Origin of the sequence: Streptomyces sp. NPDC004126 (assembly GCF_050275515.1) — a bacterium.
Classification (GTDB): domain Bacteria; phylum Actinomycetota; class Actinomycetes; order Streptomycetales; family Streptomycetaceae; genus Streptomyces.
In genome coordinates this window covers 81,831-104,922 of sequence record NZ_JBNNPF010000014.1, presented here as the reverse complement: position 1 = coordinate 104,922, position 23,092 = coordinate 81,831, and the positions used below count along the sequence as shown (strand labels likewise).

The window sequence follows — 23,092 nt, the reverse complement described above, 5'->3', positions numbered from 1 at the left end:
CCGCGCCAGGCTTGCCGACATGAGCGAACAGAAGATCGCACTGGTGACCGGTGCGAACAAGGGAATCGGATACGAGATCGCGGCGGGCCTGGGCTCCCTCGGCTGGCGGATCGGCGTGGGCGCGCGGGATCGGCGGCGCCGCGACACCGCGGTGGAGAAGCTGCGCGCAGCCGGGGCCGACGCCTTCGGCGTTCCGCTCGACGTGGCGGACGACGCGAGCGCGTCCGCCGCGGCCGAGCTGATCGCCGACCGCGCCGGAGGACTCGACGTCCTGGTCAACAACGCCGCGATCACCGGCGGTATGCCGCAGACGCCCACCACGGTCGATCCCGCGACCGTACGGACGGTCGTGGAAACCAACGTGATCGGGGTCGTCCGCGTCACCAACGCGATGCTGCCCATGCTGCGCCGCTCGGCATCACCGCGGATCGTGAACATGTCCAGCAGCGTCGGCTCGCTCACCCTGCAGACCACGCCCGGCATCGACATGGGCCCCGTTCCCGCCGCGTACTTGGCGTCCAAGACCTTCCTCAACGCCCTCACCGTCCAGTACGCCAGGGAACTGAGCGACACCGACATCCTGATCAACGCCGGCTGCCCCGGCTTCACCGCCACCGACCTCAACGGCTTCCAGGGCACCCGCACTCCCCACCAGGGCGCGGCGGTAGCGATCCGCCTCGCGACCCTGCCCGACGACGGACCGAGCGGCGGATTCTTCGACGACGGCGGAACGGTGCCCTGGTGACGGGCCGAACGCGGGCGTCCTCCCCTCACAATCCAGGTGCCGGAAGACCGGCGCCCTGCGAGCATCGAAGCCGCGGCGCCACGTGGGGAAGGCGCCCCGGAACGGGAGGCGAGGTCCGGAATGCCGATCCATCAGCCACAGGATGCCGAGTACCGGCGCGTCATCGACCGCTACATGCTGGCGATGGACTCCGGCCACCCCCGCTACCTCGAACTCGGCAACTGGCGCGTCCTGCGGCCGCAGTGGCCCCACCGGGAACGCTTCGCCCGCGGCCTGATCGCAGACGCGGCCTCCATCCCCGACGCCGACCTGGAGACCCTCCTCGAACGCGGCTGGCGGCCGCGGGTCACCGCCGCCTGGCTGATCGGCGTGGGCCTGCGCACCGCGTTCCGCGAGCGCATCGGCACCCTGCTCCTGGACAGCGAGGTCTGCTACGCCGGCAGTGGCTACTGCTTCGCCCTGGCGCGCTTCGGCACCGCGGAGGACGCCGGGATCCTCACGGCGTACCTGGACCGCTACCTGCCGCAGACCGGCCTCGACTACGACCAGGGTGCCGCCCTCGGCGCCCTCCTCCACCTCGACGCCCGCCTCGGCACCGACCACGCCGGGCGCTTCACGCGCCCCGACGGCCCCTGGGACCGCTGGGCCCGGGCCCGCGGCCCGGCCTACGCCCCCGGAGCCGACGACGTCCGGGGCGAGATGCGCCGCTGGATCAGCAGCTGGTGCGACTTCGCCAACGGCTGGACGCACCCGTAACGCACCCCACCGAGGAGAACGATGACCGACGACGCCCCCGAGAAGGGCATCTCCGTCACCCACCAACTGGAGCCGTACGACTGGTCGGGCGAGGAGACAGCGGCCTACGAGGCCGCCGTCGAAGCGGTGAACGGCGCCGTCGGCGCGTACAGCGCGCTGATCGCCGCCGAGGAGGGCAAGGCCGAGCCCGACCAGGGTGTGATCGGCCGCGCGCACGCCGCCCAGTTCCGGCTGGCCCGGGAACGCGAGGGGCTGCGACCGGGCGACTCCCACCAGATCGGCACGGCCCGCAGGCACTACGCGCGCCTGGCCCGCGAGGTCCTGGACGGCAAGGCGTGATCGACTCCGACGAGGTCGAACGCCACCGCCTGTCCCCCGGGGAGAACCGGCGGATCTTCCACGAGCGCATCGTCCCCCACTTGCTGGAACGTGCCGTGCCGCGCCAGCACCCCACCGTGGTCTTCGTGGTCGGCCAGCCCGGCGCCGGCAAGAGCCGCATCACCGAAATGGTGGCGCACGTCCTCAACCGGCTCGGCGGCTTCGTCGACGTCGACAGCGACCTCTACAAGCCCTACCACCCTGCCTACGCCGCCCTCATGGCCCGGGACGACACCCTCATGGCCGCCTGCACCCGGGCCGACGGCCGCGCGTGGATGGCGCGGGCCGAGGAGTACGTCCGCGCGCACAGGCTGCACGCCATCGTCCAGGAGACCTCCCAGGACGCCTCGGCCGTGGAAGGCAAGATGCTGGCCTACCGGCGGGCCGGGGCACGCCTGGAGGCGCTGTTCATGGGCGTCCCGCAGGCCGTGAGCAACCAGGGCATCGCCGCCCGGTACGCGGAGCAGCTGGCCGACCGCGGACAGGGCCGCCTCACCGTGCAGGCCAACGCCGACGAGTCCTACCGTGGCGTCCTCGAACTGGCCGACCGGATCGACGCGGGCGTGCTGGTCGACCTGGCGACCGTCTACCGGCACGGGGAGAGCAGGCCCCGCTACAGCAACACCGGGTCCGAAGCCGCCTGGGCCGGCCCGCCGTCCCTCCGACGCGCCATCGAAGCGGAACGGACCCGTCCGTGGACCCCCGCCGAAAGCGGGGCGTTCGTCGCCGCGCAACAGCGACTCCGCGAGGCCATCGGCGGCCTCGGACCGGAGTGGCCCGAGCGCCTCACCCGGATCGAACAGCAGGCCGCACCGCTGCTGACCCCGTCCAAGCACTCCGCTCAATCAACCCGTCGGAGATGATGGCGGCATGCTGGTCAGGATTGAAGCCGTACCACCCGCCGCCTCGAAGATCGTCCGGGTCCACTCGACGCTGGGCGGCGTTGCGGTGCTCTGGCAGGGGGCCCCTGAGGCAGTGGGGCGGGAACACCACGTGGAGTGGACCGTGGACGAGGACCTCGTCTGGACGGTGAACGCCTGGCCGAGCGCCGCTACTTCTGCGGAACTACGGGAGGACGGCGACGACCACATCGTCTTTCGGGGACGGCTGCGCCTCTTCGAAGACGGAGGGGCCGCCCTGGACGTGGGCGGCACCCCGATCCTGTTCGATCTCGCCGGACCACCACCGCCGGAGAGCGTCACAAGTGGGGCGTGGGTCGAGATCCGGGTGCCACGAGACCGCGTCAGTCTCTGGCCGTACGCACTCTGACTGCCGTCGGACGGTCGGACCTCTCAGCCCTGAGCCGACAGCGACTGGACCAGCTTCCAGCGGGCACCCGCCTCTCGCCGGAGACCCTCACGACGACGAGCCCGCCGCCTTCGAAGGCGATGCGATCGCCGACGGCCAGGAAGAACGGGGCGGCCGGCTCGAACGCATAGCCGTCGTCGGTCTCAAGGCATTCGACCAGCACCATCCGCGGGATCGGTGTGGCTCCGTCAGCTGTCAGTCGCATAAGGCCCCATTCTCACCGCACAAGACGGGCCCCCGCCCCTCGCGCTACCTCCGGCACCGCATGCACCCGCCCGTAGGATCGGCGGATGAGCAGACGGCAGCCCTCCCCCTCCGTGTGTGTCGACGTGCCCGACGGGCACGGCGTCATCGAAGTGACCGGCGACGCGGGTGGCAGTCTGCTCCTCCTCGTCGGTGATCCGGTGTTCCTGGAGGGCAACGACGGTTGCGGCAGCGTGGGTTGGCTGGCGGCCCGGGCGGGTGCGGGCGGGCCCGGGCTCGCCGAGGTCAAGTACCTCGGCGAGTGGCTCAGCGCGCCCGGGCTCGTCCCCGATCCTCGTACCGGGCGGGTCGAGCCGCCGGATCCGGAGTGCCTGCGGCCGCTGCTGACGCTGCTCGCCCCCGGGCGCTACGTGATGCGGGCCGAAGTCGCTCCGCACCACCTGCGGGTGGTCCACCCGCGTGCCCTCAAGGTCCAGCACTGGTACCCCGACGAGGACTTGGCGCTGGTGACCACCGACACGTGGCCGCCCCGCGACCACCGGGCGGTGCGCGGCTACCGCGACCGGATCCGCGCCGGGGGCGACCTGCCGGCGTTGGTCGCGCTGTTCCCCACCGCCGACAGCTGGGTGGGCTACCTCCTCGACGGGCACCACAAGCTCGCCGCGTACCGGCAAGCCGGGGTCGCCCCGCTGGTCATCCGGCTGACCCCCCACGTACCGAGCCCCGTCCGGCCCGACGACGTCGACCGCGCCCGGGCGGCGTTCTCCGACGGGGCGGCTCCGAGCCAGTACCAGGACGAAGCACTGGGCAGGGTCTTCGCCTACATGCGGGCGGAATCCGTCTGACGACGCCGCCGCCACCAGTGCCCAGTCATCACCACTCCCCCGGGACGCCGCTCCAGACTTTTGTCCGCGGACAAAAGTCGGCCCGCCCCCACGGCGCACCCGTGGACAGCCAAGCCCCGGACAAGAAGCCCGACTTTTGTCCGCGGACAAAAGTCGGGCGTCAGGCAGGAGCGTGTGCCCGGTCAGCCCGACTCCGGCCGGCGCCGCAGCGCCCGTCGTCGGGAGAGGGCGAGCCTGCGGTGCTGCCGGTCCACCTCCGTGACGACGACCCGGAACTCGTCCCCGACCCGGACGATCTCCTCCGGCGTCTCGACCGGTGACCAGGCGAGCTCCAGCAGGGGAACCAGTCCCTCGATGCCCTTGGCGACCTCGACGAAGGCTCCGATGGGAGCCAGTTTGGTGACCCGCCCCGGCAGCGTCTGCCCGACGCTGGTGTCGTCGGCGAAGATCTGGAACGGGTCCGGCTGCGTGGCCTTCAGGGACAGCCGGGCCTCTCCGTTCCAGGTGTCGAACTGGAGGAACTCACACGTGACGCGCTCCCCCACCCGGACGATCTCCGTGGCCGCGTCGAAGCGCTGCCAGGCCAGCTCGGCGTACGAGATGAACCCGACGCCCGGGTAGACCGGGTGGGCGGGGCCGTCGTCCAGGGCAACGAACACACCGAAGGATTCGATGGAGGCGACGCGGCCCGCGATCCGCTCGCCGAGTTCGAGGGAGCTGAGGAACTCCCAGAGCCCCGGTGTCTCTGCGATGTCCATGGCCCGCCACCCTATGACCCGTGTCACGGACCCTGACGGGCGGGGCACCCACAACGGCCTCGCCTACCGCCCCCGACTTTTGTCCGCGGACAAAAGTCGGGGGTCAGCGCTCGGCCGGGGTTCGGCCTCCAGCGGGCTCGGGTTCGGGTACGGGTTCGGGTACGGGTACGGGTACGAACAGGCTCAGTCGGTACGTGGTCGGGTGGATCAGGCGCCCGCAGAAGGTGTCCACGCGCACGGCGCTCCAGTCGAGCTCCGGATCCGATTCCCGGAGTTGCCGGACGTGCGCCTGGAACTCCGAGGCGTCCTGGGTCTCGAAGAGCACGTCCCACCGGCCCGCGCCGGGTGCGAAGCGCGCGGCCACCCGCTTCGCCTCGTCCTGACGCTGCCGCTTCCTCTTCCGTTGTCCTGGCATCGCCCCAGCATCCTCGACCCCAGACCGGCGGGACAAGGCCCCCACTGGCCGCCGGCGAGCGACCCCGACTTTTGTCCGCGGACAAAAGTCCGCGCTCCGCGGAGGTAGGTACTCGCTCCGTGCGCGGCCGGCATACGGACATCGCGGCTCATGACGACGGCCCGACTTTTGTCCGCGGACAAAAGTCGGGCCGTCGTCATGGGGGAGCAGGCGGGCGGTCAGCGGTTGCCGGTCGTCCTGCCGTTGCTGTCGATGAGGAGCATGGTCAGCTCCGCCCGCTGCCTCGGCGGCATGTGCTGGCGGATCGCCTCGAAGACCGCCTGGGGGTCACCCCACGCGACCGGGGCCGCCGCCGTGCCCTTCGCCTGGACCGGGATCGCCATCTCCGGCTCGCCTTCCGTCTCCAGCTCCAGCTCCGTCTCCGTCTCCGGCTCCGTCTCCGGCTCGGCTACGGCGATGACGGGCTCCGGCGGGGGAGTGGGGCTCACCGCGAACGGAGCCGGGGCTTCCACTACGGCTGCCGTCAGCGGTTCCGGGGCCGTCTCCGGCTTCGGCTCCGGGTCCCGACTTTTGTCCGCGGACAAAAGTCGGGGCTCCGGGTCGGCGACGACCGAGGGGCCGGGCTCGGCGGGCACCGCCGCCGGGACGGGTGCCGGGACGGGTGCCGGCACGGGGGCCGGCACCGGCACCGGCGCGGAATCACGGGCCTCGCGCAGGATCTCCCGCTGGGCCGCCTTCGCCCGGGCCTCCTGCGACTTGTTCTCCTGGAGCAGGTCCAGCAGGGAAGCCGCGTCCGCGCCCGGCCGGTCCTTCGCCGCGCGCGCCAGCAGGCGCCCGTCCCGCTCCGGCATGTCACCGGAGCTCAGCATGGCCTGGATCTCCTCGGGGAGTTCCAGCAGCACCAGCTGGTTGGTGATCCACGACGGCGACTTCCCCAGCCGTTCCGCCGCCCGCGACTTCGCCCCGTGCTCCCGGCCCTGCTCCGCGCAGCTGTCGACGAGCTGCTGCACACCTCGGGCGCGCTCGATGACGTCGAAGTCCTCGCGTTCGAGGTTCTCCGCCAGGAGGTGGTCGATGAAGTCGGTGCGGGACACCGCCAGGTCGTCGCGCACGACGAAGTCCAGCGACTCCAGCCCCACGTGCACGGCGCTGCGGAAACGGCGCTCGCCGTTGATGAGGACGTACGCGGCCGCCCCGATCCGCGACGCGTGGTCCGGCCACAGGCCGAGGTAGGCCTCGCGGCCGACGACGACACAGGCCGAGAGCTGCGCCTGCCGCAGCTCCTCGCCGAAGCGGGCCTTGTCCTCGTCCGTGCCGAAGTTGCGGCGCGGGTTGAGGGGGGTGGGGGAGACCTGGTCGAGGGGGACGCGGATCAGTTCGTACGCCGGTACGTCGCCCTGCGCGATGGCCTTGGCCCGCCCGCGCTCGCTGCGGCCGCCGGCGCGGCGGGCGTTGCTGAAGGCCGCGCCGGTACCGAGGAGGTCGCTCTTGCTCATACCGCGATCCTCCGGGCGATCTCACGCATGGCCTCGGACTGCTCGCAGTCCGGCGCGTAGTGCAGCAGGGGCAGCTTGACGCGCACGGCCTCGCGCTGCTCCTTCAGGTCGGAGATGACGGTGATGACGGGCGGGTCCCCGAACTCCTTCCAGCTGTTGAGGGAGGAGGTGACGACGTAGCCCTTGCGGCTGTCGTAGAGGTTGACGACGAAACCGAGCTGCGCGATGTCGATATCGAGGTCGTCGATGAGGTCTTCGAGCTGCTCGCTGAGCATGTCGTACGCGTCGGCGGAGGTGTCCTCGGCCTGGACGGGGACGACGATGCCGGAGGTCTTCGGGGCCTCGCCCTCGCGGGTGCGGGCGTAGTAGAGGGCGGTGTCCATGGTGTAGCCGAGGCTGGGCGGGCAGTCGACGACGATGTAGTCGAACTCCTTCTCCAGCTCTTCGAGCGCCTTCTCCAGCGCCGTCTCCTTGGTGCGCACGTGGCGGGTGGTGGCCAGCCTGGCGTCGAGGAGGAAGGCGTCCTTGCAGGACGGCAGGAGGAAGAGGCGGCCGGCGAAGACGCCGTGCTCGATGGGTACGAGGAGGTCCCGGACCCGGCCCTCGATCTCCCCCAGCATGTGCTTGGCGAGGCTGGGCTCCTTGATGCCGAGCATCTCGGCACCGAGGTGGCGGGTGAGGTGGCCCTGGGGGTCGAAGTCGATGACGCAGACCCGCGCGCCCGTCTCGGCGAGGGCCTGGGAGAGGCCGTTGCTGATGGCGCTCTTGCCGACGCCGCCCTTCTGGTTGCAGACCACGACCCGGCGGGCGCCCTCGTTGGCCGGCCGGCGGCGGCCCATGGGGGAGGGGTGGGTGTCGAGCCAGAGGCGGATCGACTGGGCGACGCCCTGGTTGTACGGGATCTCCCGCGTACGGCAGTCGTCCTTGAACTCCCCGTACAGGCCGGTGGGGAGGTAGGTGGAGAAGGAGGAGGAGCCGGAGGTGTCCACGGGGGTGGCGGCCGTTGCGTCGGCGCGCCAGGCGTGGATGCCCTCGGTGACGGCGTCCTGGATGTCCACGCCCAACTGGGCTGCGCGGACCTTGAGTTCCTGCCTCAGGGACGCCGGCAGCTTGGCAACTACCTTTTCCCTGACTTCCGGATCGTATGGGGCGGTCATGCGGGTACCTTACTAACCTTCTGACGGGAAGGCGAAGAGGCACACCGAAATATGTTGCCCTGGTATAGGGCGGATTGCTGTTAAAGATCACCGGTTACCTTGCCCTGGAGGCCCGTCGCCGACGGGGCGCGGGCGGCGGCGGGGATGCGGCCGCGAGAGTCCAGGGGGCGTGATGGGTACGGTGCTCAAGGGCATGGACCGGATCGGGTGGCACGCGCTGACGCACGCGTACGGATCGGCCGAAGGCGTCCCGGGCCGGCTGTCGCGGGTGGCGTGGGGTGACGCGAGCACGGCAGCCTCGGCCCTGTGCGACCTCGGCCTGTGGCTCGGTGAGCTGGCCGTCTTCAACGCGACCGCCGCCGCGGTCCCCTTCCTGTGGGATCTCGCGGCGTCCGAAGCCTGCACCGCCCGGCCGGGCGTGATCGAGCTGCTCGGCACCATCCTCGACAACGGCAACGAGCCGCGCCCCGCGATCCAGCACGCGGCCCACCGGGCGGTGCTCGACGGCCGTGTCTGCGTGACGGCTACGCCAGACCCAGAGCGTGCGACCAGCGGACGGGGTTCTCCTCGGAACCGCCGGTGAGCCAGGAGCCGTCGCCCAGGGGCACCACTTCGTACGGATTGGGCGCCTCGACGACGAGCTCGCCGTCGAGCGTGCCCGTTTGCACGTCGATCAGGTGGTGGCGGAACCACTCCTCCTCGCCCTGCCCCTCACCGCCGAGGGTGACGACGGCCAGTTCGGGGGAGAGGTAGCCGCCGCTCCACTCCACGAACGACTCCTCCGGGTCGTACCCGAAGGCTTCGACGGGCAGGGTGAAGAGCACGTCCCCGCTGGGGTGGCGGTGGAAGGCGACATCGGCCTGGCCGTGGTCGACGGTCATGAACTGCTCCCCGTCCGGCGACAGGCCGATCAGGCAGCGGTCCCACCACGGATAGGTCACGAACTCCGGCTCGCCGTCGGCCCCGGGCGCAGCTCTGCAGATGACGGAGCCGTCCTGGCCCTCACCGATGTCGAGGTAGATGCTGCCGTCCACCGGGTGCACGTGGTGGAAGGCACCGTGCCCGACGGTCTCCAGCTCCCGGCGGGCGATCACCGCCCCGCTGTCGGCGTCGTGCACGACCCACTGGTCTCCGCCCCCGCGTCCTGCCATCGCGTCCGGCCGGTAGACCCACACGTTCCGCCCGTCCAGGGACAGCGCACAGCCAGGCCGGTGGCCGTGGGGCTGCTCCGATCGCGGCTCGAAGGCCACCGTCCACACCACGTCACCGGCGCGCGTGACGCACACGACGTCGTTCAGCGTCGTGTACACGACGCGCTGCAGATCGGGCCGGACCACCGACTCCACGACCTCGTCGCCGGGCCGCGGGCGGAACACCGCGACGGGCTCCAGCGTGCCCGCCCCGGCGGAGTCCGTGACGTACGCATGGATCGCCCCGTCACGGTGACGCGTGATCACCTTCGGAGGCCGCACAGAAATCATGCGCCGAGACTAACGCGGCCGGCTCCGCCGCCTCTGCTCCGTCGAGGTGACGCCCGCGGCCCCCAAGGGCCCCTGAGGGGCAGCGGACCTCGCCAAAAAGCCCTGTGCGGCCCGCTGGCGGCCTGTGAGCGCCGGGAAGGTCGCGGGACACCGGGGGAGTTGGGATCGGCGCCCAGAGGGGCCGTTCTGTCGGCCGTTTTTTGTCCGTTGCGCCGGAAAACGGGCCGTGTCGCTGCATTGGTGTGCCCGTGAGCATCCGGGGGAGGTGTCCGCCGGTCAGACCGCTTCCTGGCGCCCGGGTGCCTTCCGCGTCTTCACCCCGCCGACGACGAGTGCCAGCCCCACGGCGATGACACCGAGGTAGGCGGTGGAGGGCAGGTCGACGATCTTGTGCATCCAGCCCCACTCCGTGCCGAAGAAGGTCTGCGAGGCGAAGCTGACGAGCCCCTGCGCCCCGATGACGTAGCCGATGCTTTCAATGGTGTATCCGATGGTTGTTCGCACGGACCAACCCTCTCGCGGCCGGGGCCGCCAGAGCGTCCTCCACAGGACCGAAAACCCAGTACGCCGAAGGATGCAGTCTCAGCCGCAGCCGGCTAGCCGCGGTCCTCCCAGTCCGGCGCGAAGAAGCGGGCCCCGCTCACGACGGTGTCCCCGGCCCTGGTGGCCCGTACGTACATGTTGAGCTCCTCCGGACCCGGGCCGCCGTCGCAGTAGACCATCCAGCCCAGGCCGCGTTCCTCGATGCTCCGGACCACCTCCGCGTCGACCTCGGAGACGGGCCGGCCGATCAGCCGGATGCCGTCCCAGTCGACCTGGGGCCCCGTACGCCCGTCCACGGTGACGGCCGCCAGGGTGGGAGGGCCTTCCGGGGACCAGTAGTGGGCGGTCACCCCGGCCCCGTCGAACTGTTCCTCCCTCAGGTGCCACTGTCCGGCGCCGCGTCCGGCCCACGGGTTCCATCCCCGGCGGATGGCCGGCGCCTCGCCGCCCAGTGCGGCGGACACCTGGTTCACGGTCATCCCGAACCGGAGCGGTCCGACCCCTTCCCGCGGCGTCCAGGCCCAGCGGTGCCGCTCCTGCGGAGTCAGCGGTGCGGCCCCGGGGTTCGTCCTCGCCTCGCGGACGTCGTGCCAACCGACCACCGGTGCGGTCGCGTACGGGTCCGCGGCCAGCTCGGGGCCGACCAGCAGGGCATCCGTGATCACCCGGTCCTCACGCGTCCACTCCTCGGACGGAGACCCCCAGTCCTGCGCGGCCCCCATGGACAACCCCCAGGCCGTCACCTCCGGATCGCCGTTCCAGTTCGACCTCACCGAGACCCCCGCGCGCCGGGCGAGACCGCGGAGGTCCGCGCGGACCTCGGAGGGAAGACGGCCCATCAGCTCGACCTGCTCCAGCCGTACCAGCGGCCCGCACCACGGATCGACCGCCACCGCGGCCAGGCACGGCCCGGATCCGGGGCCGCTTCCAGGCCCGTGCTGGTAGATCGCGGTCACGCCCACGTCCGGGTACCGCTGCCAGGCCAGCCTGCCGCCCGAGGTCTGGGACGGCGATACGCGCGCCCCGTCCAACGCCGCCCGAACCTGCTCGGGGTCCATCCCGAAGCGCAACGGCCCGACGCTCAGCAGGGGTTCGAGCACCCACCGGGCCCGTTCCTCCAGCGGCTTCCTCGTCCACCAACTCACCAGCGCGTCCCCCGATCCCGATCTCGTCGGCCACCCTACGCGGCCCCTCTGACACGGCCCTCCGGGCTCTTGCCGGGGTTCTTCCCGGGGTTCTTGCCAGCGCTCTTGCCAGTCGTCGGCTGCGGGTCGTCGATCCCAGGGGCCAGCCCCTGGACCCCGCCAGCGCCTGGCCGCGCTGGACCGGCCGCAGCATGGGGGGCTGCTCGCCCCCCAGACCCCCTCGCCAGGCGCTCCGGCGCCCTGGACCCGCTCCCCCTCGCGCCCTGCCCCGGCTCCCTGACGGTCGCCGGTGCACCCCTCGGGCGCTGGGCGCCCTCACTGGGCACGAGGGCAGGGGCAAACCGGGGCCGATGCCGGACGTGGCCGGGGTGGGGGAGGCCGGGGCCGGCATGCCGCCTGCGGGCACGAGGTACTGAGGGTGCGTCGGCGGAGGCATCAGGGCAGCTGTGAGGGAAGGGAGGGGGAGCGGAAGTGGGGGGCCGCTGCCTGTAGGTCGAGGGAGGGACTGGACTGGACTGGACTGGACTGCACTGGGCGCCGTTCGGAGGGTTGCTCTTTTAGTAAGAGGCGGCCGCGTTTGCGGGGCCCTGACCTGGGGTTTTGGTCGAGGGTGTGTGTCCCCCAGGGCACATTCGGGGGCGTCGAGTGTGTACCCGGCGGACACATTCGGCGGAAAACTCAAGCACAGCTTGATTTTTGACGGGCGCCCGGCAACAGGGCGGAGCCGCAGGTCAGCGCGCTGGGCCGGGGAGCCCGGACTGCCCGCCGACATGCGTGGCAGCTGCACGTACGTGCCGTCATCGCGGCAACCGAAATCAAGCAGGCGTGTACTTCCGGCGGCCGCGGGCTCAAAAACTCCAGCCCCCGTGTACTTTCGGCGCCGCGTTCGAACAGGACGGTGCCCACAGGTCACCTCCGGCGCGTCGCCGCGTCAAAAGACAAGCACACGTTGATTTTCTGGATACTCTCGGACCGCCTGAGTAACGAGGAGGTCACGTGACATCTGATCCGCCCGCCCGTCGCCGGCGCGGGCCCCGGGCCGTTCCCGCACCCACCTCCGCGGGAAACGAAGCCGAGTACGGAGACATCCTGGCCGTCCTGGGCCAGCAGCTCGGGGAGAAGGTCGCCGAGGTCGCCGCGACGGCCGACCCCGGGGGGCGCCGACGGCTCAAGGGCGTCCACTTCGAGTACGCGGCCGATCCGAAGGCCGTCCACGACATGGCCGGTGGCTCCGGCTACAGCCTGGCCAGCAACTGGTTCACCCAGCTGCTCGCACAGCTCGCCGTCGCGAACAGCATCACCAAGTCCCAGCTCTGCGTCTTCCTCTTCGTGGCCGGCGGCCAGGTGCCGGGGACCGGCGTCACCCCGTACACGCAACAGGAGATCACCGACGGGCTGAACAAGATCGCCGCTCAGAAGGGCGGCAAGATGATCACGCGTTCCACGGTCAACCGCGCCGTGCAGGCGCTGTGCGGCTACAACTGGGTGGAGAAGGCGGGCAGGGGCCGGATCCAGCTCAACGTACGCCTGTGGTTCCACGGCAACAGCACCGCGCAGCACGACGTACTCGCCGAGATCGCCGGCCGGCACGAGCACGACGTCGAGGCCTTCCCCTACGCTGTGGGCCCTCAGGGTGCCCATCAGGAGGAACTCGACCTCGACTTCGGGGCGGCAGCCGACTACCGCGGAAGGAAACGTACCGGGTGATAGTGCTGCCAGGCCCGTCCTCCACCAGGGACCACCGCCACCGCTCACGAGGAAGGCTCTCCCATGGCTAACGTCATGTCTCCGATCGTCGCGGAGCGCATCTGGGCCCTGCCGTTGTCAGGGTCCGCCGTCAAGTTCCTCCAGTACCTGGTCTCCCGCAGCGACTTCGGGGGAGCGCTGGCGGTCCGGCAGAAGGACATGGCGGCCGAGTACGGGGTCACGCCGCAGGCCGTCAGCGGGCTCATGGCGCCGCTGTGCGAGCTGAACATCGTGCTGAGGCCCCGCAGCGAGGAGCGCAACGGCAACTCCTACCGGCTCCACCCGCTGGCGGCGAAGTACGAGAGCCCCGAGAGCATGGAGGCCGCTTTCCGCGCGGCCCTCGTCCGCATCCAGGCCGGCGACCTGCCCAACCTGAAACTGCCCACGTACCACCAGGCCCCGCCCACCCCGACGACGGGCCGCCCGAAGCTCCAGGTGGCCTGAGCCACCGCCTCGGCGGCCGTCGGCCGGGCACGAACAAGACTCCGGGCACAAGAGCTCCGGGCACAAGACGAGGGGCCCTCCACATCGTGGAGGGCCCCTCGCGCCTGAGTAACTCGTCCCCCCACTATATCCGCCGCGCCCCGGCCCGCGACAGCGGAACGGGGCAGCGAGCCGCTCACCGGTTGGCTGCTTTCGGCCTGTTCGGGACTACCGGGGCCCGCCCTACGCTGGCCCATGCCGTGGATGACGCTGGCCAGTGCCGTAGTCGGTGCCCTGATCGCGACCGCTTCCGCCGTCCTGCTCGACCGCAGCCGCTGGCGGCGCGAACAGGACGACCGTCTCCTCGCCGTGCGGCGCGTCCTGTACGGCGACTACCTCACGTCCCTCTCCGAAGCCCGCAACGCCTTCCGCAGCCTGGCCCGTGACACGGAGACGGCCCCCGCCGACCGGGCCCGCTCCGCCCGCGAGAGCTTCGCGCCCTGCTACGGCCTGCGCTACCAGATGTCCATCACGGCCGGGCCGGACGTGCTCGCCGCCTCCGAGGCCGCCTTCCGGCGCCTGCGCGACGTACGGGACCTCGCGGCGAGCGGCACCCGTGCCGAGGACGAGGCGTACGCCGACGGCCGTGCCGACTACGAGACCGCGCTCGCCCGCCTGCGGGAGGCCATGCGCCTCGACCTCGGAACCGGCCCGGCGCAGCCGTGATTCCTTCCCGCTGTGCCGACCGCTGACCGCCGGCCGCCCCTTCGGTCCCTGAGCCCTGTCGGTCTGTCGGTCGGTCCGTCCGTCCACAGGGACCGAAGCTGAGGCTCCCTCGAACCGGCTTCCCGCTGGGGGTCTCTGGACCCTCACCTCCGACCGCTTTCGGTCCCTGAGTCCCTGAGTCCCTCAGTCCCTCTACGTTTTCGCAGGTCAGAGGCCATCCACCGAGAAGGGCAGGGACTGAAGGGACTGAGAATTCACTCTTCCAGCCTTTACGTGCGTGTGTGTATGCGCGGGCGTAAGGAGTAACAGGTTCATATTCGCTTCATAACTAGAAAATTGAGTCCCTTCGGTCCCTGTTCAGTCCCTCCGGATCCAGAGGCAGACCGCTTGACCTGCAGGTTTGTCAGTGACCGAAGCGACAGGGACCGAACAGGGACTGACGGCCGTTCCGCCCCTGTTCCGGGGGAGCCGGGGAACAGGGGCGAGGGGGCCTCCAGACCTCGCGGGGCTTCAGTCCCTGAGTCCAGGCTCGGGCATAAGCGGCAAACCTCAGCAATCCGCCGCGCAGGCGCTCCGACCCGCCCTCCGGCCGGCCCTCCGCGGCCACTCCACCCGGAGGGACTCAAGGGACTGAAAAATCAAAACAGTCGCAGCAGCCTGCGCCGCTTCGGCGTGTCGCTGCGCTAGGCTCCGGCATTGTGAAAGTTTGGTCCCTTCAGTCCCTGCCGGGACCGGGGCCAACGCCCGGACCAGCCCACACAGTCGAACCAAGTCCAGCCGCACCGCCGAGGAAGACACACGTGCCAGCCCACAGCGCAACGCCGCCACCAGCGGCAGCCGTCGGCACGGGCACGGAGCACGGGCAGGGCCTTGAGGTGGCGCTCTGGCTCGCGGCCAAGGGCATGCCCGTCCATCCCCTCGCCCCAGGGACCAAGACGCCCGCCGGGAACTGCGCCGCCTGCCGGGAGCAGCAGCACGCCCCGGCCGACTGCCCCTGCACGGCGCGCGGGCGGTGGTGCCACGGCTTCCACGCCGCGACCACGGACCCGGCCGTCATCAGGGACTGGTGGAGGCAGGAGCCCCGGTTCGGCGTCGGCGTCTCCTGCGGCCCGGCCGGACTCGTCGTCATCGACGTCGACACCCACCCGGCCGAGCTGCCGGAGCGGGGGCGCCTGCTGCCCGGCATCCCGATCGACGACCGCGTCGACCTGACCGGGCTGAGCTCCGGCTACGACACCCTCGCCCTGCTGGCCGCCGTACGCCGTCGGCCCGATCCCGCCCGGGACAGCGGGACGCTGCGCGTACGCACTCCCAGCGGCGGCCTGCACATCTGGTACCGGGCCCCCCTGGGAAGTCCCGCCGTCCGCTCCTCCACCGGCACCGGGAGCCGTACGGCCCTCGCCTGGCAGGTCGACGTACGCGCCACCGGCGGCTACATCGTCGCGCCCGGTACGCGTACGCCCCACGGCACCTACGAGGCCCTGCCCGGCGCCCGGACCCCCGCGCCCCTGCCGCTGTGGCTGGGCGCCGAACTCGCCCGCACCGGCCACCATCCCGCCCTCCCGCAGCCGAAGCACGAACCGAAGCAGGAGCGGAAGCAGGAGCCGAAGGGCCGCCGGGCCGCCGGGGCCGCCGTCGGCGGCGACGACGCGCACCGCATCCTCGGCCCCCTCCTCGCCGAAGTCCGGGACTGCGCCCACGCACCCTCGGGCACCGCCTTCGGCGAGAAGCTCAACCGGGCGGCCTTCACCGCCGGCGGCCTCGCGGCCGGGGGCCACATCACGCTGCCCGAATGCGTCGGCCTCCTCGCCGAAGCCGCGGACGCGGCCCGCCCGGCCCGGGCGGGCCGCAACCGGCTCGTCATCGACTCCGCGCTCCGCGCCGGCAGCCACCGCCCCATCCACCCCAAGGGACGTTCATGAGCAGCGCAGGAAGCACGGGCTTCGACGCGCACGCCGCCGCCGAGCAGCTCGCGGTCTTCGCGGCCGAGACGGGAGCCGGGACGGCCGGGAGCCCCGGAACCACGGCCGGGGGAGCCGAGAGCGCCCAACTGCCCGCCCAGCAGGTCTCCACGCCCGCGACCGCGTCAGCCCGCGCCGACGACTTCGTACAGGCCGGCCTGCTCGTCAACCTCACCGACCGGGGCAACGCCAAGCTCTTCGCCCACCTCCACAACCACCGCTTCCGCCACGTCGAGGGCCTCGGCTGGTACGTGTGGGACGAGTACCGCTGGAAGCGCACCGGCGGCGAGAAGGCGGCGATCTGGGCCGCCGGCGACATGGCCGAGGAGATGCCGCTGCACGACCCGCGCGGCCACTTCACCGACCGCGAGCTCGCCCAGCACCGCAAGCGCGCGATGTCGACCTCCGGGGTCAAGGCCATGCTGTCCCAGGCCAAGGCCTCCCCGGAACTGGCCCTGGACCCCGACACCCTCGACGGCGACAAGTACGCCCTGTGCACCCCGGCCGGCGTCGTCGACCTGCGCACCGGCGAGCTCCGCAAGCCCGACCCGCTCAGGGACCTGCACTCGCGCGCGACCTACCTCGCGCCCGAGGCCAGCCCCACGCCCCGGTTCGCCCGCTTCCTGACGGAGACCTTCGGCGACGACGACAAGGGCAAGGAGATGATCACCTTCGTCCATCTCCTGCTCGGCTACTCCATCACCGGCGACGTCGGCGGCCAGGTCCTGCCGTTCCTCTACGGCATCGGCGCCAACGGCAAGTCCGCCCTCATGGACATCGTCATCAAGATCCTCGGCGACTACGCGGACGTCGCCCCGCCCGGCTTCCTGATGGAACGCGGCAAGTTCAACGAGCACTCCACCGAGCTCACCGAGCTCCACGGCCGTCGCCTGTTCGTGTGCAGCGAGCTCAAGCCCCACGACAAGTTCGACGAGGCCCGCGTCAAGCTCCTCACCGGCGGCGACCGCCTCAAGGCCCGCCGCATGCGCCAGGACTACTTCAGCTTCGAGCCCACCCACAAGCTCTGGCTGCTCGGCAACCACCGTCCCGAAGTCGGCACCGGCGGACACGCGTTCTGGCGGCGCATCCGCCTCATCCCGTTCGACAAGGTCGTCCCCGACCACCGCAAGATCGACAACCTGGCGGAGGAACTCGTCAACCACGAGGGTCCCGGCATCCTCCACTGGATGATCCAGGGCGCCATGGCCTACCTCCGGACCAAGCCGTCCCTCACCGGCCCCACCGTCGTGCGCACCGCCACCCAGGCCTACGCCACCACCGAGGACCACATCGGCCGCTTCCTCGCCGAATGCTGCACCAGCGGCGACGGCGGCGAGGAGCCGCGCGACTTCAAGGTCGAGCAGGGCGCCCTGTACCGCGCGTACAGCACCTGGTGCCAGGAGGGCGAAGGCCTGCGCCCCGCGACCACCCGCGCCTTCGCGACCCGCATCCGCGCCGAGGTCGGCATCTCCTCGCCCGGCGAGATGCTCCGCTCGAACGGCCAGAAGTTCTACCCCGGCCTCGCCCTGCTCGCGGACGAGTCCGGATGAGCCGGTACGAGGCGGACGCGCGCGCCCGGCGAACGGGGCAGCCCGGGGGTGAACCGCCCGGGCCTACTGTCCGCCACCGCATCCAGCCACCTACCATGGACACGCAACGAATGAGCCGGCCACAGGACGCCGCCCCGCATACCGCGATAGCCCGTGCCCGGCGCCCGGTAGCGTGGTCACTCCGGACCGCGCAACAGGTACGTCGTCTACGTCGTCAGACCGAGAAGGGACCAAGGCCATGAGCTCGCTACTTCAAGCAAGCGATCTCACCCACGAGGACAAGGTGGTGTGGCTGGAAGACCCCGCACAGCTCGACTACGTACGCCAGGCCCTCGACAAGACCCCGCGCAGGCGCGGCAAGCCCCGCTACTACCGCGACGGCCGCATGGTCGGCTTCGCCGAACTCTGCGACAGCGCGGAGGCCGACCCCGACAGCGGGCTCCAGAAGCGGCGCGTCTTCTACCTGCTCCCGCACGACCGCGACGCGGAACCGGACGGCCTGTACCGGGCCGGCGCCCCCGGCGAGGCGGTGGACCCCCGTACGGTCGAGCCGCGGCACGTCGGGATGAAGACGGAGCGCTCCCAGCGCGGGGCCGCGGGCGCCGCGACGCGCACCGTCGCCTGACGCGGGCCCGCCCGCCCGTCTGTACGTACGCATTTCGAAAACTCGGTCCCTTCAGTCCCTGGGCCGCCGCTGCCGGCGCTCTGACCTGCACGAACGGGCAGGGACTGAAAGGGAACGCCAGGGTCCGGGTCCCGGTCCCCGTCCGGGTCCCGGTCCGGGCCAGGGCCGCAGGGCGAAGCAGCGCACGCAGCCGGCCCCACCCGTCAGCGCGAGCCGTGCCTGGCCCCGGCCTCCTTGGCGGACGCCTCCAGGCGGTTGCGGTGGTCCTGGTACCAGGACTCGTCACCGCCGCCCATGTTGCTGTCGTCCTTCCGCGTGCCGGCCTTGCCGTCGATCAGCTCGCGGACGGTGTCGGCGTGGCCGGCGTGCCGGTTCGTCTCCCCGGCATCTTCCGGCGCCTGCCGGGGAGACGGACCGGCCACCCGCGCTGACGGTGTTCAGCCGGTGCAGCCGGGGACGCTGCCCGCCGGCGCGCAGTTGTCCGGGTGGTTGTCCCGGACCGGGGTGCCGTTCAGGGTGACCGTTCCGGACGCCTCGAAGATCCCGCCGCCGTCGGCTGCGCGGTTGCCGGTGACGCTGCCCTTCGCCAGGGTCGTGGATCCCACGGCGCTGAAGACGCCGCCGCCCTGGGAGGTGCCCCCGTCGGGGGCCTCGGCGGTGTTCTGGGTGATGTGCGACCGGTAGGTCCGTGCGGTGCCGCCGGTGGCGTTGCTCATGCCGCCTCCCCGGGCCGTGCCGCCGGGGGCGTGGGCGGTGTTGCCCCGTACCGTGCTCTCCCGCAGGGTCACCTCGCCCGTACGGCCGATGTGGATCCCGCCGCCCCGCGCGGTGCCGCCGGGGGCGGTCGCGGTGTTGTCGACGACACGGGTACGGACCAGCTTCACGGGGAAGTTGGTGCCGAGTCCGCCGCCGAGGGCGGTGCCCTTCGGGGCGCTGGTGGTGTTCCCGGAGATGGTGCTGTCGGTCACGGCCAGGGTGGTCTCCTGGCCCGGGAGCGGGTCGCCCGTGGCCAGTGCGCCGAGCGCCGTGCCGCCGACGGCCCTGGCGCGGTTGCCGCTGATGGTGCTGTGGTCGATCTTCGTGAGGCCGAAGGCGGCGTGGCCGGAGCCGAACGCGAAGCTGTCGTTGCCGTCGGTGACGGCGATGCTGTTGTCGGTCACCCGGGTGCGGTTGAGCGTCAGCGTGCCGTCGTTGGCGATCCCGCCGCCCTCGGCACTGGACGGGGTGGGGCCGGAGTAGGTGGCGGAGTTGTGGCTGATCTCGCTGTCGTTGACGGTGGCCGTGCCGTCGCTGTCGATGCCGCCGCCCTCCGCGAAGACGTCGGCCGAGGCGGTGTGGGCGGCGTTGTGGACCACCCGGCTGTGGTTCACCGTCAGACTGCCCTGGCTGTAGATGCCGCCCCCGCAGACCCCTTGGCCGGGGAACTGCGGGCAGTCCGTCGCCCGGCCGCCGCTGATGGTCGTCCGGTTGAGCGTCAGGGCGCCCGTGTCGGGGCCCACGCGCAGGATCCGGAAGTCCGGGGCGGACGCGGCGCGCTTGATCGTCGCACCGTCGCCGTCGATGGTGATCTCGCTGGTGATGACCGGCAGCCCGTCGGCGGGGCTGTCCGGGTCGGCGGTCACGAGCTCGTAGGTGCATGTGCGGGCCAGCCGGATGGTGTCGGCTCCCGGGGTGCGGTTGGCCCGTTGGATCGCCCGGACCAGGTCCGGCACCGAGCACCGCACGGTACTCGTGACGGGAGTGGGAGTGGGGGAGGGGGTGGCGGCGGCCTGGGCTGCGGGGCCGGGAAGCGCGAGCCCGGCCGCGACGGCCAGACCGGCAGCCGACAGGAGCCGGCCGGGCCGCGACGGTCGCCGGACACCGCGAGGGGAAGGGGTCGCCCGCAGGTTCTGCTGCTGGTACATCCAGCGGCTCCTCAGTCTCGGTCGGGGGAGCGCCCCGTACTGCTACTGCGGGCGGCCCGTGGCGTCCAGCCGGCCGCCCCGTCGCGGGGCCTTCGGCGCGGAGCGCCGGAAGCAGCCGATCACGACCGCCCGTCGCCGGCCGCGCGATCCGGGCCGGGACCGGCGGTGTCCACCGGACCGGAGCAACCGGTCCCTCAGCCGTCGGCGTTGTCGCAGTTGTCGTCGGTGTCGTCGTTGTCGTCGTGCAGGCGGTGGTCGAGGTCGGTGGCCCAGTCCAGCGCCCACGCGCGGACCGCGGCCGTCTCGGGCTCGGTGAGGCCGTAGGCGGTGAACTCCTCGTCGTCCGTCCATTCGGCGCCCGCGAGCCGGTCGCGGAGGTCGGCGAGGCGGAACTCGTCGCGGCCGTGCCGTTCGCCGAGCCCTTCGAGTTCGCCCCGGGTGCGGTGCCTGGAGGCCGCGTGGACGTCGATCAGGTCGCGCGCGGTGCCGCGGTCGGCCAGGGCGCGTACCTTCGTGCCGATGACGGAGTCGAGGGCGAGGACGGGCCCGTACTCGGTCCGGGCCGGCGGGGCCCAGAAGTGCTCCTTGAGGACGTCGACCTCGCAGCGCTCACCGGTGGCGGGATCGCTGACCACGAGGCGGGCCGAGAGCGGGTCCACCGCGATGGTCTCCACCCGCCAGCCGCGCGCGGCCAGGCCGTGCTCCAGGCCGGCGGCGATGTCGGCCATGGGGGCGGGGTTCTCGGTGGCGACGTCGAGGTCCTGGCTGACGCGGTCGGCCAGGCCGTGGGCCTGGACGGCGTACCCGCCGGCGAGGACGAGGGGGTACGGCGAGCCGATGTCGATCACGGCGTCCAGGAGCCGGCGGTGCAGACCGCTGAGCCTCACGCCGCCGCGGGCCCGGCTGCCGGTGCCGGTGCCTGGCTCTGGCTCTGGTTCTGGGCCTGGGCCTGGGCCTGGGCCGGGGTCTGGGCCAGCTCGGGGAAGGCCTCTTCCCAGACCTGCCGGACGTGCCGGCTGACCAGCGTGCGCAGCACCGGCCACTGGGCGGCGAGCAGGTCGCGGTTCAGGAGCTTGACCAGGTCCTCGTGCTGCCCCTCGGCCAGGACCGTCCGGTACAGGCCCATGCGCAGGCGCGGCCGGTCCAGGTCGTACGAACGCAGCCCGGACCAGGCGACGTGCAGGGGCAGCTCGACCACGCCGTGCTCGGGCCCCGCCAGCTCGTCGAGGGCGCCGGGCAGCCTGCCCGCGTACCGGGCGCGCAGCACCTCGGCCGCCGACGGACCGGGGGTGGGGGAGTACGGCGTGACCATGCCCCCGATTATCCCGCGTCCCGCCCGCCCCCGGTACCGCAGCCGCGTCATACCACCCACTGGTGGCCCCGACGGGACACCACCCCCTGGCCCCGTCCCTCCAGCCCTCGCCCCGCTTCCCCGTGTCCGGCCCCTGGTCCCGCGGCGGCGGACCAGGTCGACCGGCAGCAGCGTCTTCGCCCCGCTCGCCAGGCCGGCGCGGGGCGTCCACTCGCACACCACCCGGGCGAGGGCGTCCCCGGGGCACGGAGCGGTGGTCGGCAGCGCGGTCACGGGGCAGTCGGGGGCGACCTCGGCGGCCGGGCCCACCGCGGCGACGGGCAGCGGCTGCTCGACGTGCCACAGCTCGATCGCCTCCATCACCGCCAACAGCGCGGTGGCGCCCTTGCCCTGCGACGTGGACAAGGTCTCCGACGCGGGCCGGATCGCCGTCCACACCGGCAGCCCGATCACGTCCAGGCCCGTCAGGTCCGCGACGCGGGTAATGCCGAACTCCTCCAGGCGGCCGGCCACCGCCTCCCACGTCTCCTCCGGCGTCCGGGCCCGTACGGTGCCGGGCAGCGCCACCAGCTCGTCAGCGCCCACCACGGGCCGTCTCCATCCTCTTGGTCTCTTCCCGAACCCGGGCCGGCTGCGCCGAGCCCAGACGAGGGCCTCGGCGTACCGGGCGACCGCGCGCCGGTCCTCGGCGCTCTCGCCGCCCGGCAGCAGCGCCACGGTCTGCCCGTCGCGCAGATCGACCGCCGGGCGGAACACACGGTCGGCGGGCAGGTCCCCCACGCCTGCCCGGGCCAGGCGCTCGGCGAGCGGCAGCCCGGGCCCGCCGTCGGCGGGGTGGAGGGAGTGGTGTTCGAGGTAGGCCGCCCACCGCTCGCCGAACGCGGGGTCGAAAACCTGCTGGTACACGAGGCGGTCCTCGGTGGACAGCACCATCCCGTCCACGCACCCGCGCGCGGCGGCGTTGGACCAGCGGCGGAAGTAGGCCGTCTCCCACCTCGGCACGACAGCAGCCTTGTCCGTCGCCTCCGCGGTGCCGTCGAGCGCGGTCCGTACGGCGGTGAGCGCGTCGGCGCGCTTGAGGTCACCGAAGTGCCGGTCCTGCTCGCGCCGCTCGGTCAGCCAGTCGGCGAACGCCGTCTCGCCCTGGCGGCGGCACACGGTCCGTACGGCGGCCCACGTGCGCTGCGGGTAGTACACCGCGCGCAGCGCCTGAAGGAGCCCGGCGGCCCGATCGTCGTCGAGCACGCCGGTCGAGACGGCCAGGTCCAGCACGTGCCGGAGGTTGACCACCGGCCAGGTCAGCGCGTCCCACGCACCGTCCGGGGCCTGCCCAACCGCCACCTCGTCGTCGCCGTCGATGTCCCCACGGGCGTAGGCGGTGTAGATGCGGCCGACGCCGAGCATTCCGTACGGCGCCAGTTCGGCCGCCCGCAGTGCGCCGATGCTTGCCGCCCCGACCACCCCGACGCCCCGGCCCATCGCGGCGAGGATCTCCTTGTGCCGCAGCGCCGGCGCCTGGTGATACACGCCGTCGATGAGGACGACCGTGTCACCGCCTTGGATCGCGGTGTCGAACAGGTCGCCGTGCCGCGCCGGCGGCCAGACCCGCACCCC

23 protein-coding genes and 2 pseudogenes are annotated in these 23,092 nt (G+C 72.2%); 13 read left to right on the top strand and 12 right to left on the bottom strand.

Going from position 1 to position 23,092, the window contains the following annotated elements:
* The first annotated feature begins 19 nt into the window (after positions 1–19).
* The 6 genes from ACQKM2_RS15980 (at position 20) to ACQKM2_RS15955 (ending at position 4,236) form a co-directional block, all read left to right on the top strand.
* Positions 20–745 carry an SDR family NAD(P)-dependent oxidoreductase gene (locus tag ACQKM2_RS15980; RefSeq protein WP_427710132.1) on the top strand — a complete coding sequence of 242 codons (726 nt, stop codon included), beginning with the start codon at positions 20–22 and terminating at the stop codon, positions 743–745.
* Between the two features lie 120 nt (positions 746–865).
* Complete coding sequence (locus ACQKM2_RS15975) at positions 866–1,501, top strand: DUF6000 family protein (RefSeq protein WP_427710131.1); 636 nt, start codon at positions 866–868, stop codon at positions 1,499–1,501.
* Positions 1,502–1,522: 21 nt separating this feature from the next.
* Complete coding sequence (locus ACQKM2_RS15970) at positions 1,523–1,840, top strand: hypothetical protein (protein WP_427710129.1); 318 nt, start codon at positions 1,523–1,525, stop codon at positions 1,838–1,840.
* Positions 1,837–2,742 (top strand): zeta toxin family protein, encoded by a 906-nt coding sequence (locus ACQKM2_RS15965; RefSeq protein WP_427710127.1) that lies wholly within the window; start codon positions 1,837–1,839, stop codon positions 2,740–2,742. The genes ACQKM2_RS15970 and ACQKM2_RS15965 overlap by 4 nt, the downstream gene beginning before the upstream one ends.
* Positions 2,743–2,749: 7 nt before the next feature.
* Positions 2,750–3,148, top strand: a complete 399-nt coding sequence (locus ACQKM2_RS15960; RefSeq protein WP_427710125.1) for a hypothetical protein — start codon at positions 2,750–2,752, stop codon at positions 3,146–3,148.
* A 329-nt stretch (positions 3,149–3,477) separates the two neighbouring features.
* Positions 3,478–4,236: a hypothetical protein gene (locus ACQKM2_RS15955; RefSeq protein WP_427710123.1), complete on the top strand. Its 759-nt coding sequence runs from the start codon at positions 3,478–3,480 to the stop codon at positions 4,234–4,236.
* 182 nt (positions 4,237–4,418) lie between these two features.
* Here ACQKM2_RS15955 and ACQKM2_RS15950 read toward each other — a convergent pair whose 3' ends face one another.
* From ACQKM2_RS15950 to ACQKM2_RS15935, 4 genes are all read right to left on the bottom strand, one after another.
* Positions 4,419–4,994: a S1 RNA-binding domain-containing protein gene (locus ACQKM2_RS15950; RefSeq protein WP_427710121.1), complete on the bottom strand. Its 576-nt coding sequence runs from the start codon at positions 4,992–4,994 to the stop codon at positions 4,419–4,421.
* Positions 4,995–5,097: 103 nt separating this feature from the next.
* The gene (locus tag ACQKM2_RS15945; protein ID WP_427710119.1) at positions 5,098–5,409 is read right to left on the bottom strand and encodes a hypothetical protein; all 312 of its coding nucleotides are present in this window, start codon (positions 5,407–5,409) and stop codon (positions 5,098–5,100) included.
* 218 nt (positions 5,410–5,627) lie between these two features.
* Positions 5,628–6,905 carry a ParB/RepB/Spo0J family partition protein gene (locus ACQKM2_RS15940; protein ID WP_427710117.1) on the bottom strand — a complete coding sequence of 426 codons (1,278 nt, stop codon included), beginning with the start codon at positions 6,903–6,905 and terminating at the stop codon, positions 5,628–5,630.
* Positions 6,902–8,062 carry a ParA family protein gene (locus ACQKM2_RS15935; protein WP_427710115.1) on the bottom strand — a complete coding sequence of 387 codons (1,161 nt, stop codon included), beginning with the start codon at positions 8,060–8,062 and terminating at the stop codon, positions 6,902–6,904. The genes ACQKM2_RS15940 and ACQKM2_RS15935 overlap by 4 nt, the downstream gene beginning before the upstream one ends.
* A gap of 172 nt (positions 8,063–8,234) precedes the next feature.
* Between ACQKM2_RS15935 and ACQKM2_RS15930 the strand changes: the two genes are divergently transcribed.
* Positions 8,235–8,645 carry a hypothetical protein gene (locus tag ACQKM2_RS15930; RefSeq protein WP_427710113.1) on the top strand — a complete coding sequence of 137 codons (411 nt, stop codon included), beginning with the start codon at positions 8,235–8,237 and terminating at the stop codon, positions 8,643–8,645.
* Here the strand turns inward: ACQKM2_RS15930 and ACQKM2_RS15925 are convergent.
* From ACQKM2_RS15925 to ACQKM2_RS15915, 3 genes are all read right to left on the bottom strand, one after another.
* Positions 8,587–9,543: a hypothetical protein gene (locus tag ACQKM2_RS15925; RefSeq protein ID WP_427710111.1), complete on the bottom strand. Its 957-nt coding sequence runs from the start codon at positions 9,541–9,543 to the stop codon at positions 8,587–8,589. The two genes, ACQKM2_RS15930 and ACQKM2_RS15925, sit on opposite strands and share 59 nt — an antisense overlap.
* A 276-nt stretch (positions 9,544–9,819) precedes the next feature.
* The gene (locus ACQKM2_RS15920; protein WP_427710109.1) at positions 9,820–10,047 is read right to left on the bottom strand and encodes a hypothetical protein; all 228 of its coding nucleotides are present in this window, start codon (positions 10,045–10,047) and stop codon (positions 9,820–9,822) included.
* Positions 10,048–10,139: 92 nt separating this feature from the next.
* Entirely contained in the window at positions 10,140–11,231 is a 1,092-nt protein-coding gene (locus ACQKM2_RS15915; protein WP_427710107.1) for a hypothetical protein, read from the bottom strand.
* 996 nt (positions 11,232–12,227) lie between these two features.
* Here ACQKM2_RS15915 and ACQKM2_RS15910 point away from each other — a divergent pair.
* The 6 genes from ACQKM2_RS15910 (at position 12,228) to ACQKM2_RS15885 (ending at position 18,262) form a co-directional block, all read left to right on the top strand.
* Positions 12,228–12,938, top strand: coding sequence for a hypothetical protein (locus ACQKM2_RS15910; protein ID WP_125605454.1), 711 nt, complete (start codon positions 12,228–12,230; stop codon positions 12,936–12,938).
* A gap of 63 nt (positions 12,939–13,001) precedes the next feature.
* Positions 13,002–13,421: a hypothetical protein gene (locus ACQKM2_RS15905; RefSeq protein WP_362467517.1), complete on the top strand. Its 420-nt coding sequence runs from the start codon at positions 13,002–13,004 to the stop codon at positions 13,419–13,421.
* A gap of 234 nt (positions 13,422–13,655) precedes the next feature.
* Positions 13,656–14,126, top strand: coding sequence for a hypothetical protein (locus ACQKM2_RS15900; protein WP_427710105.1), 471 nt, complete (start codon positions 13,656–13,658; stop codon positions 14,124–14,126).
* Between the two features lie 875 nt (positions 14,127–15,001).
* Positions 15,002–16,048, top strand: coding sequence for a bifunctional DNA primase/polymerase (locus tag ACQKM2_RS15895; protein ID WP_427710250.1), 1,047 nt, complete (start codon positions 15,002–15,004; stop codon positions 16,046–16,048).
* Positions 16,045–17,637: a DNA primase family protein gene (locus ACQKM2_RS15890; protein WP_427710103.1), complete on the top strand. Its 1,593-nt coding sequence runs from the start codon at positions 16,045–16,047 to the stop codon at positions 17,635–17,637. The genes ACQKM2_RS15895 and ACQKM2_RS15890 overlap by 4 nt, the downstream gene beginning before the upstream one ends.
* Before the next feature lie 238 nt (positions 17,638–17,875).
* Positions 17,876–18,262 (top strand): DUF6009 family protein, encoded by a 387-nt coding sequence (locus tag ACQKM2_RS15885; protein WP_042804613.1) that lies wholly within the window; start codon positions 17,876–17,878, stop codon positions 18,260–18,262.
* Between the two features lie 203 nt (positions 18,263–18,465).
* Here ACQKM2_RS15885 and ACQKM2_RS15880 read toward each other — a convergent pair whose 3' ends face one another.
* The 5 genes and pseudogenes from ACQKM2_RS15880 to ACQKM2_RS15860 all read right to left on the bottom strand — a co-directional run.
* Positions 18,466–18,684: a hypothetical protein gene (locus ACQKM2_RS15880; RefSeq protein ID WP_427710101.1), complete on the bottom strand. Its 219-nt coding sequence runs from the start codon at positions 18,682–18,684 to the stop codon at positions 18,466–18,468.
* A gap of 15 nt (positions 18,685–18,699) precedes the next feature.
* Entirely contained in the window at positions 18,700–20,166 is a 1,467-nt protein-coding gene (locus ACQKM2_RS15875; protein WP_427710099.1) for a hypothetical protein, read from the bottom strand.
* A gap of 194 nt (positions 20,167–20,360) precedes the next feature.
* Positions 20,361–21,053, bottom strand: a complete 693-nt coding sequence (locus ACQKM2_RS15870) for a nucleotidyl transferase AbiEii/AbiGii toxin family protein (RefSeq protein WP_427710097.1) — start codon at positions 21,051–21,053, stop codon at positions 20,361–20,363.
* Between the two features lie 59 nt (positions 21,054–21,112).
* Positions 21,113–21,478: pseudogene (locus tag ACQKM2_RS15865) on the bottom strand (hypothetical protein); the annotation flags it as partial.
* Between the two features lie 1,188 nt (positions 21,479–22,666).
* Positions 22,667–23,005 (bottom strand): annotated as a pseudogene (locus tag ACQKM2_RS15860) (TfuA-like protein); the annotation flags it as partial.
* Positions 23,006–23,092 lie beyond the last annotated feature (87 nt).